The sequence below is a fragment of the Allobosea massiliensis genome (genome assembly GCF_042655245.1).
Lineage (GTDB): Bacteria > Pseudomonadota > Alphaproteobacteria > Rhizobiales > Beijerinckiaceae > Allobosea > Allobosea massiliensis.
Map to the genome: position 1 here is coordinate 56,509 of NZ_JBHSLU010000104.1, position 13,859 is coordinate 70,367.

At 66.3% G+C, this 13,859-nt stretch carries 14 protein-coding genes; 1 reads left to right on the forward strand and 13 read right to left on the reverse strand.

The genetic code is table 11. The annotated features are described in order from the left end of the window. Nucleotides 1-496 precede the first annotated feature (496 nt). On the forward strand, nucleotides 497-1,462 hold the full coding sequence (locus ACFPN9_RS25755) for a LysR family transcriptional regulator (protein WP_024925086.1): 966 nt from the start codon (nucleotides 497-499) through the stop codon (nucleotides 1,460-1,462). Here the strand turns inward: ACFPN9_RS25755 and ACFPN9_RS25760 are convergent. The 13 genes from ACFPN9_RS25760 to ACFPN9_RS25820 all read right to left on the reverse strand — a co-directional run bounded on the left by ACFPN9_RS25760 (nucleotide 1,459) and on the right by ACFPN9_RS25820 (nucleotide 13,857). Continuing rightward, complete coding sequence (locus ACFPN9_RS25760; RefSeq protein WP_024925085.1) at nucleotides 1,459-1,680, reverse strand: DUF2274 domain-containing protein; 222 nt, start codon at nucleotides 1,678-1,680, stop codon at nucleotides 1,459-1,461. The two genes, ACFPN9_RS25755 and ACFPN9_RS25760, sit on opposite strands and share 4 nt — an antisense overlap. A gap of 1 nt (nucleotide 1,681) precedes the next feature. Beyond that, nucleotides 1,682-2,941: a TraB/TrbI/VirB10 family type IV secretion system protein gene (locus ACFPN9_RS25765; RefSeq protein ID WP_137900807.1), complete on the reverse strand. Its 1,260-nt coding sequence runs from the start codon at nucleotides 2,939-2,941 to the stop codon at nucleotides 1,682-1,684. After that, entirely contained in the window at nucleotides 2,938-4,005 is a 1,068-nt protein-coding gene (trbG, locus tag ACFPN9_RS25770; protein ID WP_024925083.1) for a P-type conjugative transfer protein TrbG, read from the reverse strand. Before trbG ends, ACFPN9_RS25765 begins: the two co-directional genes overlap by 4 nt. Beyond that, on the reverse strand, nucleotides 4,002-4,685 hold the full coding sequence (gene trbF / locus ACFPN9_RS25775) for a conjugal transfer protein TrbF (protein WP_024925082.1): 684 nt from the start codon (nucleotides 4,683-4,685) through the stop codon (nucleotides 4,002-4,004). Before trbF ends, trbG begins: the two co-directional genes overlap by 4 nt. A gap of 2 nt (nucleotides 4,686-4,687) precedes the next feature. Continuing rightward, nucleotides 4,688-6,043 (reverse strand): P-type conjugative transfer protein TrbL, encoded by a 1,356-nt coding sequence (trbL, locus tag ACFPN9_RS25780; protein WP_024925081.1) that lies wholly within the window; start codon nucleotides 6,041-6,043, stop codon nucleotides 4,688-4,690. A gap of 1 nt (nucleotide 6,044) precedes the next feature. Next, the gene (gene trbK-alt, locus ACFPN9_RS25785) at nucleotides 6,045-6,392 is read right to left on the reverse strand and encodes a putative entry exclusion protein TrbK-alt (RefSeq protein ID WP_024925080.1); all 348 of its coding nucleotides are present in this window, start codon (nucleotides 6,390-6,392) and stop codon (nucleotides 6,045-6,047) included. 10 nt (nucleotides 6,393-6,402) lie between these two features. Beyond that, nucleotides 6,403-7,164: a P-type conjugative transfer protein TrbJ gene (gene trbJ, locus ACFPN9_RS25790; protein WP_024925079.1), complete on the reverse strand. Its 762-nt coding sequence runs from the start codon at nucleotides 7,162-7,164 to the stop codon at nucleotides 6,403-6,405. Next, a complete protein-coding gene (gene trbE / locus ACFPN9_RS25795; RefSeq protein WP_024925078.1) occupies nucleotides 7,161-9,599 on the reverse strand; it encodes a conjugal transfer protein TrbE in 2,439 nt (812 codons plus the stop codon). Before trbE ends, trbJ begins: the two co-directional genes overlap by 4 nt. Before the next feature lie 14 nt (nucleotides 9,600-9,613). Further along, the gene (locus ACFPN9_RS25800) at nucleotides 9,614-9,895 is read right to left on the reverse strand and encodes a VirB3 family type IV secretion system protein (protein ID WP_024925077.1); all 282 of its coding nucleotides are present in this window, start codon (nucleotides 9,893-9,895) and stop codon (nucleotides 9,614-9,616) included. After that, nucleotides 9,895-10,188 (reverse strand): TrbC/VirB2 family type IV secretion system protein, encoded by a 294-nt coding sequence (locus tag ACFPN9_RS25805; RefSeq protein ID WP_377799202.1) that lies wholly within the window; start codon nucleotides 10,186-10,188, stop codon nucleotides 9,895-9,897. Before ACFPN9_RS25805 ends, ACFPN9_RS25800 begins: the two co-directional genes overlap by 1 nt. Before the next feature lie 50 nt (nucleotides 10,189-10,238). Further along, nucleotides 10,239-11,255: a P-type conjugative transfer ATPase TrbB gene (gene trbB / locus ACFPN9_RS25810; protein ID WP_024925075.1), complete on the reverse strand. Its 1,017-nt coding sequence runs from the start codon at nucleotides 11,253-11,255 to the stop codon at nucleotides 10,239-10,241. Between the two features lie 142 nt (nucleotides 11,256-11,397). Continuing rightward, nucleotides 11,398-11,859 carry a ribbon-helix-helix domain-containing protein gene (locus tag ACFPN9_RS25815; protein WP_024925074.1) on the reverse strand — a complete coding sequence of 154 codons (462 nt, stop codon included), beginning with the start codon at nucleotides 11,857-11,859 and terminating at the stop codon, nucleotides 11,398-11,400. Nucleotides 11,860-11,868: 9 nt separating this feature from the next. Continuing rightward, nucleotides 11,869-13,857 (reverse strand): conjugal transfer protein TraG, encoded by a 1,989-nt coding sequence (locus tag ACFPN9_RS25820; protein ID WP_024925073.1) that lies wholly within the window; start codon nucleotides 13,855-13,857, stop codon nucleotides 11,869-11,871. Nucleotides 13,858-13,859: the final 2 nt, after the last annotated feature.

Genomic DNA, 13,859 nt, shown 5'->3' on the forward strand with positions numbered 1-13,859 from the left:
AACTCGCGATTTTCGTTTGTGATTTTCGCGGATTTGATTCTTTGGAGCGTGCATGCTGGTGAAGACGGGGCTGAACAAAGACTGGAGCGGCCGATCGCTAAAGAGCGGACTGAGAACAGTGAAGACAATATCGGTCTTCCATGATCGCAACCGATCGTTCCAGACTGCAGGACCGTCTCATCGAACCGTCCCTGCACCGCGCGCTTGCCTTGCTCGTTAGCTCGGCGCCAGCCTGCGCTACCGGTTCTGACGGAGATCACGCCATCGATTTTATCCGTTGCTCGGTGACCGTAGCCGCCGGTGTGAGTCCGACAAGAGGTGCTGATGACGCAGCGCAGGCCGTCCACGGCCGCCGGCATCGTCGGATGTCCGCCGCTGGCGACGCGACGGCTGGTGCTGCCCTGCCTGCTCGACGGGCGCTGGGACGGACCGAACCTTGCCCGCGGCGCCAACGATGCCGACGCCATTGTGACCGCACTGCCGCATTGGGAGCACGATGGTGAGGCGTCGCCCCTGCAAGTGGTCGGAGGAAGCCGACGCCCTGCACTGCCGGCAGTGCCGCCTTCTGGGCACACGCATCCCGCTCGCCTCGTTGATCCAGGCTGTCGCCGTCGGCGAGCATTTGAACTTCCGGCATGCGGCCACCGCGCTCGGCGTCAGCCAGTCGTCGGTGAGCGAGCGCATCCGTGCATTGGAAGAGACGCTCGGCGTCCGTCTGTTCGAGCGACGGCATCGTGGCGTCCAGCCGACCGAAGCTGGACGCTTCTTTCTGGCGCAGGTCGCCGATGGAATAGACCAGCTTGCCTATGCGGTGAAGACAGCCGGGATGATTGGCACCGGCGAACTCGGCCGCGTGCGGCTCGCCGTGCCGACGACGATCGCCGCCGGATTCCTGGCCGATCTTCTCCATTGTTACCGTCAGCAGTGGCCGGGCGTTGAACTGGAGCTATTCGACGGACGTGCCAAGGACGCGATCCTGCGGGTGCGCGAAGGCAGCCTGGACGTTGCATTCGTCGCTGCGATCACCGACGTCCCGGATTGCCACTGCCGGGCGCTTTGGACGGAACCCCTGTTCATCGCGGTGTCGACACGCGATCTCCGCGCCAGCGGCGACGCGCTGCATTGGTGCGACCTGAAGGATGATTTATTTCTGGTGCGCTACAACGGAACCGGACCACAGGTGCATGATCATGTCTTGCGCCGCTTTGAAGAACGTGGCCTGCAACCGCGCGTGCAACGCTGCAACGTCGACCGCTGCTTGCTCCTCTCGATGGTGGCGGGCGATTACGGAATAACCCTTTGCAGCGAAGCAACAGCGCAAGCCGCCTTTCCTGGCGTCACTTTCTTGCCGCTGCGCGACGAACCGGAGCCGCTAAGGTTCAGCGCCATTTGGTCGCCGCACAATTCCAGCAAAGCGCTTCGCGGCCTACTGGATCTCGCCCGGAGTCGGGCCACGATCTAGCGCGAAGCGCGGCGCGCCTTTGCAAATCCCCGGTCGGACGTGATGAATCGCTCCAGCATCGGCACGATCAGCTTCATGGGGTCTGTGACAGGCTGGCCAGTCTCACGGGCGAGTGCTTCCGCATAGGCCGTGAGATCCCGATGAAGAGAAGCAGGCAGTTCCACCGCCGCCTTTACAGGTTTCTCATCCACGATCGGCCCAAGCTTCAATTTTGCCATGTCAGCCTCCGTAGGATTCGAGAACGAGATCGCGCGTGACGATGACGCGGACCGGGAAGCCCGGCCGGATGGTCAGGGTCGGCGCGATGTTGAGCTGGCGCTGAACGATCTGCTGACCCGTCTGGTTGATGCTGTCCGAAGCCCCGCGTCGTAGAGCGCGAACGATGTCGCTCTCCTGGCCCGATGAACCGGCCTGCGCGCCGACGCTCAAGATGGTGGAGAGCGCGGCGGCCTTGAACAGTTCGCCCCAATGATAATCGACACCATCCTCGAGGCCGGCGTATCCCTCGCCGTCGGCGCCAGGCTGACGCTCCAGAACGATGGAGCGGCCATTGGGGAAGATCAGCCGGTTCCAGACGAGGAGTATGCGCCGCTGACCGAAGCCGACGCCGCTGTCATATTGACCGATGACGCGCGTGCCCTGGGGCACAAGCAATATCTTGCCCGTCGGACTGTCATAGACGTTTTCCGTCACCTGCGCGGTGATCTGGCCGGGAAGATCGGAGCGGATGCCGGTGATGAGCGCGGCGGCGATGACGGCGCCGGCCTGCAGGACGTTCTTCGACGCCGGCGCGGCCACCCGATCCGGCGCGACAGTGCGCTTGTCGGGCGCCTGGTTGAGGAAGGCGAGCTGGCGATCCTGCGCGGATGGCGTCGCTGGCTGCGGCGCGAGGCCGAGGCTGGCGAGATCGGCCGGCGGCGTGGCGGTCGCGGTGGGCTGTGCCAAGGCCCCAGCACTGGCGGGCCGAGTCTCGGTCGAGGCGAACAACCGTGCGGTCCGCGCCGCCTCCAGCTCCTGCGCCCGGCGCTGCTCCTCGGGGGTCGGTCCCACCGGGCCTGATGCTGGCGCGCTGATCGGCGGGACTGTAGCGCCATTCTGCGCATTCAGGATCGGGCGGCCGAGATCGCCGGGGAGCGGCGGGCCGAGCTTTGGGACGCCGGAATAATCCTTCGGCAAGCCAGCGAGCCCGTCCGGGGTCGAGCGATTGTCGGTCGAATACAGTTCCTGTCCCTGGCCCTGGTGACGGGTCTGAAGCGCATAGATCAGCGCGCCGCCAACACCGAGGCTGGCAGCGAGACCGAGACCGGCCAGCACCTTGCGGGACAGGCGGGTCACACGCGGCGGCTCGGCGCGCAGGCGCATCGTCACAGCCGGCTCGCCGGTGAGCGGCCGGGTGTCATCATCGTCGGCCGGCTGAGGCTGGGGCGTCGAACCCGGCGCCCGACCTTCTTCCTTTTCGGGATCGCGTTCGTCGCTCACGATGCCGGCCTCCCGTCGGTGCGGGAGATGCGGACGCGCTTCTGGTCTTTGCCCGCACCGAACCGCAGCTCGGCGGCGGCGAACAGCCGGTCGACGATCATGTAGTTTCCGCGTACCCGGTAGTTCACCAGTTCGGATGTGTCGCCCTCCGGCCCGACAACGAACAGCGGTGGCATCTCGCCCTGACCGATGCCGCGCGGAAATTCGATGAACACTTGGCGACCGTCATCGAAGGCGCGTAGCGGTCGCCATGGCGCACGATCGCCTGTCACTTCGTAGCGGAAATTGACACGGGCGAGATCAATGCCGCCCGACACCGGCTGCGCGGCCTCCGCCTGCTGGTTCTGGCGGCGCAGCGCGATGAGCTGGTCCTGTGGATATTGCCAGGACACCGACGCCATGTAGGTCGCGGGCGTCGCGCGCAGCTCCATGTGATAGGTGCGCCTGTCGGTGTTGATGACGAGATTGGTCATCAGCTCGGCGCGGGTTGGCTTCACGAGGATATGGATCTGCTTGGCGGTGCCCACGCCGCTCTCGGTGTCGCCGATGATCCAGCGCACGGTGTCGCCGGCGGCGACGGGACCGGAGCCGACGAGCTGCTCGCCGGGCTGAAGCGCGATGTCGGTGATCTGCCCCGGCGAGGCATAGACCTGATAGAGCGCGCCATCGACGAAGGGATAGACCTGCATCGAGTTGATGAAGCCGTTGCGGACGGGTTGGACGCGTGCGGCGGCGTTGGCCTGATTGACGCGCGCGGCGGGATCGACCGGCTCCGGCTCGGGCTTCCCGTCCTTGCCGACTGGCTTCAACTGACCGGGCAGCGGGAGCGGTTTCGGCAACTCTACGACCTGCACGGGTTTCGGCGGATCGGCGGCGATGACGGCGGGCGCGGCATCGTCATAGGAAATTTCGGGCGGTGGCGTATGGGTGGCGCAGCCGGCGAGCGCCGATGTGCAAAGTAGGAGAAGCGGCAAGCCGGATTTACGGAAACCCGGCATGGCGCGGCTGAGGAAAGCCGGACGCCCCGCACTCCAGGGGGCGGCTTTGCGGAGTGCTGGTGTCATTGTCCAAGCTCCTTCGACCAGTTGATGGCGTTGATGTAGATTCCGAGGGGATTCTTCCGCAGCGTGTCGGCATCGCGCGGGGGCTGCACAACGACGGTGAGGATGGCGGACCAGCGCTCGGTGGAAGCCAGCGAGCCGTCCTGATAGCGGCGCTCGATCCAAGCGATGCGGAAGCTCGACGGCGAGGCGCGGATGACCGACGATACCTCGATCGCGATTTGCTGCTTGCCGACCTTGGTGAAGGGGTCGTTGGCGCGCGCATAGTCATTGAGCGCCAGCGCGCCGCCCTGGGTCGTGAAGTCGTAGGCGCGCAGCCAGTTCTGCCGCACGATGATGGCGTCGGACGGGATCGAGCGGACCTGCTCGATGAAGCGCGCGAGATAGAAGGCGATCTGCGGATCGTTCGGCTGATAGTCGGCGGTCGCCGGCGCGACGGCCTGCGCCTGGCCGAGCCGATCGACCTGCACCACCCAGGGCACAATCGAGCCATTGGCGGACTGCCAGACCAGCGCCGCCGAAAGACCGGCCGCGAGTACCAATGAGCCGAAGGCCATGTAGCGCCAGTTGCGAGCCTGGACGCGGGCTGAGCCGATCCGGTCGTCCCAGACCTGCGCGGCGCGCTGATAAGGCGTCTCGGGCTGAGGGGATTTGCCGTAGTGGGTGGATGGTCGTTTGAACATTGTCAGTCGCTTTCGGAGAGGTTGACGGAGGAGCCGCCGCCATGGCTGTCGCCGCTGCGCACGGCGTGGGCGGCCGCGGAGGCGCCGTGGGACATTTGCTGGGAGCGTTTCATGCGCTTCGCCCAGGCTGGCGGGCCGTCGCTGGTGGAAGATGCGGCTCCCGGAGATGCGGTCTCTGCAGCGGTTGCCGTCGTTGCCCCGGGTGCGCCCGTGGCGATCTCCGTCGCGGCCTGGCCACCGGCCTGATAGCTCTGCTTCAGGCTGTCGGCGGCGCGGCCGGCCGCGCGCTTCAACGGTGAGACGGCCGCCCTCGCGCCGGTGCTCGCAACATTGCCCAGGCCAGAGGCGACGCCCGATGCGCCCGATTGTCCGGCCGCGCCGAGGCTGTAGGCGGTGGAGGCGCCGCCCGCGAGGGCTGCGCCTCCACGAGCCGCGGCGGCAGCACCGCCAGCTAGCGCAGCGCCACCCGAGGCGACTGCGCCGGCGGCGGCCGCACCTGCGGCGACCATGCCGCCGGCGGCAAGACCAGTGCCAATGGCCGCGCCGGCGCCGAGCTGCGGACCACCCGAAATCAGGCCGTTGGCGATGCCGGGGCCGAAAATGCCGAGACCGAGCAGCGAAAGCGCGGCGAGCACGATCGCCATGGCGTCGTCGATTGATGGCGTGTTGCCTCCGAACCCGGAGGTAAATTCGGAAAAGAGCGTCGATCCGATGCCGATGATGACAGCGAGCACCAGCACCTTGATGCCGGAGGAGATGACGTTGCCCAGCACGCGCTCGGCCATGAAGGCGGATTTGCCGAACAGGCCGAAGGGAATGAGGACGAAGCCGGCCAGCGTCGTCAGCTTGAACTCGATCAGGGTGACAAAGAGCTGGATCGCGAGGATGAAGAACGCCAGCAGCACCAGCGCCCATGCGAAAAACATGCAGGCGATCTGGATGAAGTTCTCGAAGAACGACCAGTAGCCCATCAGGTTGGAGATGGAGTCGAGCAGCGGGCGGCCGGCATCGAGGCCGGTCTGTGCCACCTTGCCCGGGCGCATGAGATCGCTGACGGCAAAGCCGGTGCCCGACGCTTTCAGGCCGAGACCCGCGAAGCTCTCGAAGATGATACGGGCGAGATTGTTCCAGTTGGAGATCAGGTAGGCGAAGACGCCGACGAAGAGGGTCTTCTTGACGAGGCGCGCCATGATGTCGTCGTCGGCGCCCCACGACCAGAAGAGCGCGGCGAGCGTCACGTCGATGACGATGAGCGTGGTGGCGATGAAGCCCACCTCGCCGCCGAGCAGCCCGAATCCGCCGTCGATGTAGCGTGTGAAGACCTCGAGGAAATGGTCGATGACGCCGGTGCCGCCCATGTCAGCGGATCTCCGGCCGGGCGGGATCAGCCAGATCCGCCGGCGCACTCCGAAACAACGTCGTCGGCGCAACCGGTGTCGGTAAGGATGTCTGGGCTGGTTGCCCGAGGAAGCGGCGACGGTTCTCGGCCCATGCTTTCAGGCAGCCGGGATCGCTCGTGCCAGCCTCGCCGATCTCGGAACAGCGAAGCAATTCGGCGGCGAGAGGATCTTGTGCGGCGACGGGACGGCCCTGCGTCGCGAGGGCGTCCGGCGAAACGTCCTTGCGGTTCATCTCGATCGCGGTCGCCGTGATGGCGACCGCGACGAAGACGATGGCGCCGACGCGCGCGAGGGTCTTGCCGTCCATCACGCCAGCCTCAGTTGCCGCTGCTCGGGAACATGCGCGCATTGCCGGGCTGGTAGCCTGAGCCCGGCGTCAGGAAGCGTCGGCGTTGCTCGCGACCCTGTTCGGCAGCGGTGGCCTGCTCGGCCGACTGCAATGCCTGTGCCCGACCGTTGGCCGCGACGACGGCAGTGAGATCGGCGAGCTGCTGGGCCTGAAGCGCGAGAAGCTGGTTGCCGGCCTGCGTCGCCTGAAGCGCGCCGGTTGCGCCCTGGCTCTGGCCGACCAGCGCCGACATCTGGGCGCGGTTGGTGTCGATGTTGCCGACGACGCCGGCCTGCACGCGCATGGCATCCTGCAGGCCGCCGACCGTGTTCTGCCAGCGCGAGCGAGCATCGGTGATGAGCTGCTGATCCGTCGCCGACATCGAGACGTTGCCGTATTTCTGCTGGAACGCCCGGTCGATCTGCTGGACGTCATAGGCGATGTTCTGGGCCTGCTGGAGGAGCTGTTGCGTCCGCTGAACCGACTGCTGAAGCTGTTGGAGCGATGAGTACGGCAGGCTCGCAAGGTTGCGCGCCTGGTTGATCAGCATCTGCGCTTCGTTCTGAAGTGAGGTGATCTGGTTGGTGATCTGCTGGAGCGATCGCGCTGCCGTCAGCACATTTTGTGCATAGTTCGAGGGATCGAACACGATGATCGCGTGAGCTGGCGTCGCCAGCATCGGCGTGAGCGCGACGGGAGCGATCAGCAGCGCGGCAGCGAACCGCGCTGCGCGGGAATTGCGCAGTTTCATTGGGACGTCTCCTTGTTGATGAGCGTGGGGATGAGGTCAGCCGCCCAGCCGACCTCACGGTGATCGAGCCAGGCGGCGAGGAAGCCGTCGCGTCCATGTTCGGCGACGATGCGGGCGATGGCCGCCTGGTCGGTCTTCGACGACGCGGCGCAGAGCGCGAGCGCCACATCGGACAAGCCGAGTTCGAACAGCCGATTGCCGCGACGGGACTGGCAGTAATAGTCGCGCTTCGGCATTGCCCGCGCGATGATCTCGATCTGGCGGTCATTGAGGCCGAAGCGCCGGTAGATCGCGGTGATCTGCGGCTCGATCGCGCGCTCATTCGGCAGCAGAAGCCGGGTCTGGCAGCTCTCGATGATGGCGGGCGCGATCGCCGAGCCGTCGATGTCCGACAGGCTTTGCGTGGCGAAGATGACGCTGGCGTTTTTCTTGCGCAGCGTCTTCAGCCACTCACGGAGCTGGCCGGCGAAGCCGTCATCGTCCAGCGCCAGCCAGCCCTCATCGATGATGAGGAGGGTCGGCGAGCCGTCGAGCCGGTCTTCGATGCGATGGAAGAGATAGGAAAGGACCGCGGGCGCCGCGTCGGTGCCGATCAACCCTTCGGTCTCGAACGCCTGAACAAAGGCCGATCCGAGATGCTCGCGCTCGGCGTCGAGCAACCGGCCGTAGGGACCGCCGACGCAATAGGGCCGGAGCGCCTGCTTGAGATCATTCGACTGGAGCAGCACGACCAGGCCGGTGATGGTACGTTCCTCTATGGGCGCCGACGCCAACGAGGTCAGCGCCGTCCAGATGTGCTCCTTCGCCTCGGGCGTGATCGCGACACCCTCGCGAGTCAGGATCGACACGATCCAGTCACCCGCCCAGGCGCGCTCGGGCACGTCGTGAATGCGGGCGAGCGGTTGAAGGCTGACGCTGTCGACGGCGCCATCGCTGAGATCGCCACCAAGATCGTGCCAGTCGCCGCCCATGCCGAGCGCCGCCGCCCGGATCGAGCCGCCGAAGTCGAAGGCGAAGACCTGGGCGCGGGCATAGCGTCGGAACTGGAGCGCCATCAGCGCCAGCAGCACGGACTTGCCTGCGCCGGTCGGGCCGACGATCAGCGTGTGGCCGACGTCGCCGACATGAAGCGAAAGCCGGAACGGGGTCGAGCCTTCGGTCTTGCCGAAGAGCAGTGGGGGCGCTGCAAAATGCTCGTCCCGCACCTCGCCCGCCCACACCGCAGACAGCGGGATCATGTGGGCGAGATTGAGCGTGGAGATCGGAGGTTGGCGGACGTTCGCATAGACGTGGCCGGGCAGTGATCCGAGCCAGGCGTCCACCGCGTTGATGGTCTCGGCCATCGCGGTGAAGTCGCGGCCCTGGATGACCTTCTCGACTAGCCGCAACTTCTCGTCGGCTATGCGCGGATCGTCATCACACACCGTCACCGTCGCGGTGATATAGGCCATGCCGGCATAGTCAGCGCCGAGTTCCTGGAGCGCGAGATCGGCATCAGCCGCCTTGTTCGCGGCATCGGTGTCCACGAGGACGGATGCCTCGTTGGTCATCACCTCCTTGAGGATCGCGGCGATCGACTTGCGCTTGGCGAACCATTGCCGCCGGATCTTGGTCAGCAGCTTGGTCGCGTCGGTCTTGTCGAGCAGGATCGCGCGCGTCGACCAGCGATACGGAAATGCGAGACGGTTCAGCTCGTCGAGCAGGCCTGGCGTCGTCGCCGTTGGAAAGCCTGTGACGGTGAGGATGCGCAGATGCGAGGCGCCAAGGCGCGGTTCGAGCCCGCCGGTCAGCGGCTGGTCGGCGAGAAGCGCGTCGAGATAGATCGGCGTCTCGGGCACGCGGACACGGTGCCGTTTGGTCGAGACGCAGCCGTGGAGATAGGTGAGCGTCTCCGCGTCATCGAGCCAGCGGCATTCCGGCATGAAGGCTTCGACCAAGCGCAGAATGCGATCGGTGCGATCGGCAAAGCCGGTGATCACCTCGTTGGGGTCGAGGCCCGACTTCTCCCGTCCCTCATAGAGCCAGGATTCGGCGCGCGCGGCGTCTTCCGCCGGCGGCAGATAGGTGAAGGTCAGGAAATAGCTCGACTCGAAATGCGCGCCGGCCTCCTCGAAATCCGCCCTGCGCTCGGCATCGACCAGCGCGGAGGCAGCGTCGGGAAAGCGGCTGTCGGGATAGAGGTTCGAAGGGTGGCGTTGGGCTTCGACGAAGATCGCCCAGCCGGAGCCGAGGCGACGGAAGGCGTTGTTGAGGCGGCCGGCGACGGCGACCAGCTCGGCCGGGACGGCGCTGTCGAGGTCGGGGCCGCGAAACCGCGCGGTGCGCTGAAAGCTGCCGTCCTTGTTGAGGACGATGCCGGCGCCAACCAGCGCGACCCAGGGCAGGAAGTCAGCGAGCCGGCTGTTGCGGTTACGATATTCGGCGAGGTTCATCATCGGCGCGCTCCCCGTCAGACCGAGAGGTGCGCGGGGACGCGCAGATGGCGGCGCACCACGTCGACGAAGAGCGGATCGCGCTTCGCGGCCCACACCGCCGCGACATGGCCGATCGCCCAGATGGCGATGCCGACCAACCAGAGGCGAAGGCCGAGGCCAACGGCGCCAGCGAGCGTCCCGTTCATGATGGCGATGGCGCGCGGCGCGCCGCCGAGCAGGATCGGCTCGGTCAGCGCCCGGTGAACGGGAGCCGTGTAGCCTGGGACATCGCCGCCCTGTTCGACACCGCCCGTCATCAGACGAGCGCTCCGCCGCCGAACGAGAAGAACGACAGGAAGAAGCTCGACGCCGCGAAGGCGATCGACAGGCCGAAGACGATCTGGATCAGCCGGCGGAAGCCGCCTGATGTGTCGCCGAAGGCGAGCGTCAGGCCGGTGACGATAATGATGATCACCGCGATGATCTTGGCGACCGGGCCTTCGATCGACTGCAGGATCTGTTGCAGCGGCTGCTCCCACGGCATTGACGAGCCGGAGGCATGGGCGGGCGCGGCCATCATCACAGACAGCGTGGCGACGGACACGGTCATGGCGAGACGGCGGCGGACTTGAGTCCGGCACATTGAGCGCAGGCGTTGGATCACAGGCGTTCTCCTTCAGGGCTTGGGGTGAGCGAGGTCGGGCCGCCGGTGCCCTCGATGACGGCCGGCGCGACGCGGTAATCGCCATCGAGGCCGAGGCCCTTGACGCGTGCGAGCTCGGAGAGCCGGCGCGCCGAGCCGCGGCCGGAGAGGACGGCAACGATGTCGATCGTCTCGGCGATCAGCGCGCGCGGGACGGTGACGACGGCCTCCTGGATGAGCTGTTCCATTCGGCGCAGCGCACCGATCGCGCTGCCGGCATGGATCGTGCCGACGCCGCCGGGATGGCCGGTGCCCCAGGCCTTGAGCAGTTCCAGGGCTTCGGCGCCGCGCACCTCGCCGATCGGAATACGATCGGGGCGAAGACGCAGCGAAGAGCGAACGAGATCGGAGAGAGAGGCGACGCCGTCTTTCGTGCGCATCGCCACGAGGTTCGGCGCGGCGCATTGCAGTTCGCGCGTATCTTCGATGATGACGACGCGATCGTCGGTCTTCGCGACCTCTGCGAGCAATGCGTTGGTCAGCGTGGTCTTGCCGGTGGACGTACCGCCGGCGACCAGAATGTTCGCGCGCGCAGCGACGCCTTCGCGTAACGTCTCGGCCTGCGCTGTCGACATGATGCCCGCTGCGACATAGTCGTCGAGGGTGAACACTGCGACGGCGGGCTTGCGGATCGCGAAGGCTGGAGCCGCGACCACAGGCGGAAGAAGACCCTCGAACCTTTCCCCGGTCTCGGGGAGTTCGGCGGAGACACGCGGCGCGCCGGCATGGACTTCGGCACCGACGTGATGGGCGACCAGGCGGACGATGCGCTCGCCGTCGGCTGCCGGCAGCTTACGGCCGGTATCCTCAAGCCCGCTGGAGAGACGGTCGATCCAGAGCCGCCCGTCGGGATTCAGCATCACTTCGACAATGGACGGGTCTTCCAGGAAGCCAGCGATGGCAGGTCCGAACGCCGTGCGCAGCATGCGCGCGCCCCGCTGGATCGCCTCGGATTGCTGGTGCGTGGTCGTCATCTTGTCCCCGTGCTGGCGGGGACGCGGCATGCAGTCCCCTGACGGGGATGATTAAAAGAGCCGGAAATCGGGTCGGTTCAACAAGTATCTCGATGCGTGCGGCCATGGCGAAGAAAAGGCGGCAATCGGCGGAGTTGAATATTCAGCCTGGATCGCCGTTTGTCTTGAAGAGCGCATGGTCTGCGCCGTCGCGCAGCGAGTCGACATCGCGCGAAAGCTCTTTCAGGAACCTGTCGCCGGTCGCCAATCGCCGACCGAGCGATTGCATGAAGCCTTCGAAGCGTTCCGTTCCTTTCGCGCGCGCCGAGGCTTGCGCGCTTTCGGGCAATGGCGGCGTGATAGTGAGCCAAAAGCGGATGAACAGCGAGACGGTCTCGCCCAGGATGGCGATATCCTCGTCGAGCCCATCGATCTGGCGGCCGAGCTTGTCCATGCGGCGTGCGAACACGGCCTCGAGCCGTTCGGAGGCGTCGGCCGAGAGGAAGGACGCGACGGCTGCTTCGATCACCGCGGATTTGGAGACATTGCGCCGGAGCGCCAGCGCCTCGACCTGCTTCAGTAGGCCGGGGTCGAAATAGACGTTCATGCGGGTCTTGGCCTGCACCGGCATCTCCTACAATTCGATGCCGTCGGCCGGGTCCATCGTCGCCTGCCGGGCGACGATGCGAATACGCTGGCGCAGCGCTCGCGCCTTGGCGGCGTCCACGTCGGGCTCATCGTCCAAAAGATCAAACTCCTGCTCGGGCGGCCGCGCGGCCGGGACGATCTCTTCATGCTCGGGCAATTCCGGCTCGCGGCGGATGCCGGCATTGGCCGGATCGCCATCGGCGCCGTCGCTTGTTGTGGTTGCCGCCGCTGCGGCCGATGGCGCGATCACACGCGCCGACCATTCATCCGTCATCGTCGCTGCGGCTCGCGGCGCGATAAGATCGGGCGGCGGCAGGATGCGCTCCTTGAAGCGCGCATCCTCGAAATAGCGCGCCTTCTTCGCCCGGATCGGCGGCGTGCCCGCCACCATGACGATCTCGTCGCTGGGCGGAAGCTGCATGATCTCGCCGGGCGTCAGGAGCGGCCGCGCCGTCTCCTGGCGCGACACCATGAGGTGCCCGAGCCACGGCGCCAGCCGATGGCCGGCATAGTTAGTGGAATCGCGCAGCTCCGTCGCGGTGCCGAGCGAATCCGACACACGCTTGGCGGTGCGCTCGTCATTGGCGGCGAAGGCGACGCGCACATGGCAATTGTCGAGGATCGAATTGTTCGACCCATAGGCGCGCTCGATCTGGTTGAGGCTCTGCGCGATCAGGAAACTCTTGAGACCGTAGCCGGCCATGAAGGCCAAGGCGGACTCAAAAAAGTCCAATCGGCCGAGCGCGGGAAACTCGTCGAGCATGAGCAGCAGGCGATGGCGTTTGTTCGACGCCTTCAATTCCTCGGTGAGCCGCCGGCCGATCTGGTTGAGGATCAGGCGGATCAGGGGCTTGGTGCGGTTGATGTCGGACGGCGGCACGACGAGGTAGAGGGTGACCGGCCGCCGGTCCCCGACCAGATCGGCGATGCGCCAGTCGCAGCGCGCCGTCACCTTCGCCACGACCGGATCGCGATAGAGGCCAAGGAAGCTCATGGCGGTCGACAGCACGCCGGATCGCTCGTTCTCTGATTTGTTGAGCAGCTCGCGCGCGGCGGAAGCAACGACGGGATGGACGCCCGCTTCGCCCAGATGCGGCGCCGACATCATCGCGCGCAGCGTCGCTTCGACTGGCCGGCGCGGATCGGAGAGGAAGTTGGCGACGCCCGCCAGCGTCTTGTCGGGCTCGGCATAGAGGACGTGCAGGATCGCGCCGACCAGCAGGCTGTGGCTTGTCTTCTCCCAATGGTTGCGCTTGTCGAGGCTGCCTTCGGGATCGACCAGGATGTCGGCGATGTTCTGGACGTCGCGCACCTCCCATTCGCCGCGCCGGACTTCCAGCAACGGATTGTAGGCGGACGATTGTGCATTGGTCGGATCGAACAGCAGCACGCGGCCATGCTTGGCGCGGAAGCCGGCGGTCAGGGTCCAGTTCTCGCCCTTGATGTCGTGGACGATGCAGCTTCCCGGCCAGGTAAGCAGCGTCGGCACAACGAGCCCGACACCCTTGCCACTCCGCGTCGGGGCGAAGCACAGCACATGTTCGGGGCCGTCATGGCGCAGATAATCCTGGATGTGCCGGCCGAGCACGACGCCATCGGGACCAAGCAGGCCGACGGCGCGGATTTCCCGGTCGTCGGCCCAGCGGGCGGAGCCGTAGGTCGCCACATTGCGCGCCTCGCGCGCCCGGATGAGCGACATGAAGATGGCGACGGCGATGGCGATGAAGCTGCCGGATACGGCGATCGCCGCTCCCTCCAGGAAGATGGATGGCGCATAGGCGTCGAACGAAAACCACCACCAGAAAAAAGCCGGTGGAGAATAGACCGGCCAGCCCGCCAGTTTGAACCATGGGGCGCCAAGCTGCGCCTGAAAGCCGAGCCGCCATGCGGTCCATTGCGTCGCCGCCCATGTCGTCAACAGCACAACGGTCAGGACAACGGCGATCTGACCCCAGAGTATTCGGCCTCCACGCATAC

Excerpts from the sequence above, each read along its gene's own strand:
- trbK-alt (WP_024925080.1), bottom strand. The coding sequence starts at position 6,392 with ATGGACGGCAAGACCCTCGCGCGCGTCGGCGCCATCGTCTTCGTCGCG.
- trbB (WP_024925075.1), bottom strand. The coding sequence starts at position 11,255 with ATGACGACCACGCACCAGCAATCCGAGGCGATCCAGCGGGGCGCGCGC.
- ACFPN9_RS25760 (WP_024925085.1), bottom strand. The coding sequence starts at position 1,680 with ATGGCAAAATTGAAGCTTGGGCCGATCGTGGATGAGAAACCTGTAAAG.
- trbE (WP_024925078.1), bottom strand. The coding sequence starts at position 9,599 with ATGATGAACCTCGCCGAATATCGTAACCGCAACAGCCGGCTCGCTGAC.
- trbF (WP_024925082.1), bottom strand. The coding sequence starts at position 4,685 with ATGTTCAAACGACCATCCACCCACTACGGCAAATCCCCTCAGCCCGAG.
- trbL (WP_024925081.1), bottom strand. The coding sequence starts at position 6,043 with ATGGGCGGCACCGGCGTCATCGACCATTTCCTCGAGGTCTTCACACGC.
- trbG (WP_024925083.1), bottom strand. The coding sequence starts at position 4,005 with ATGACACCAGCACTCCGCAAAGCCGCCCCCTGGAGTGCGGGGCGTCCG.
- ACFPN9_RS25800 (WP_024925077.1), bottom strand. The coding sequence starts at position 9,895 with ATGACGGGCGGTGTCGAACAGGGCGGCGATGTCCCAGGCTACACGGCT.
- ACFPN9_RS25820 (WP_024925073.1), bottom strand. The coding sequence starts at position 13,857 with ATGCGTGGAGGCCGAATACTCTGGGGTCAGATCGCCGTTGTCCTGACC.
- ACFPN9_RS25805 (WP_377799202.1), bottom strand. The coding sequence starts at position 10,188 with ATGACCGTGTCCGTCGCCACGCTGTCTGTGATGATGGCCGCGCCCGCC.
- trbJ (WP_024925079.1), bottom strand. The coding sequence starts at position 7,164 with ATGAAACTGCGCAATTCCCGCGCAGCGCGGTTCGCTGCCGCGCTGCTG.
- ACFPN9_RS25755 (WP_024925086.1), top strand. The coding sequence starts at position 497 with ATGGTGAGGCGTCGCCCCTGCAAGTGGTCGGAGGAAGCCGACGCCCTG.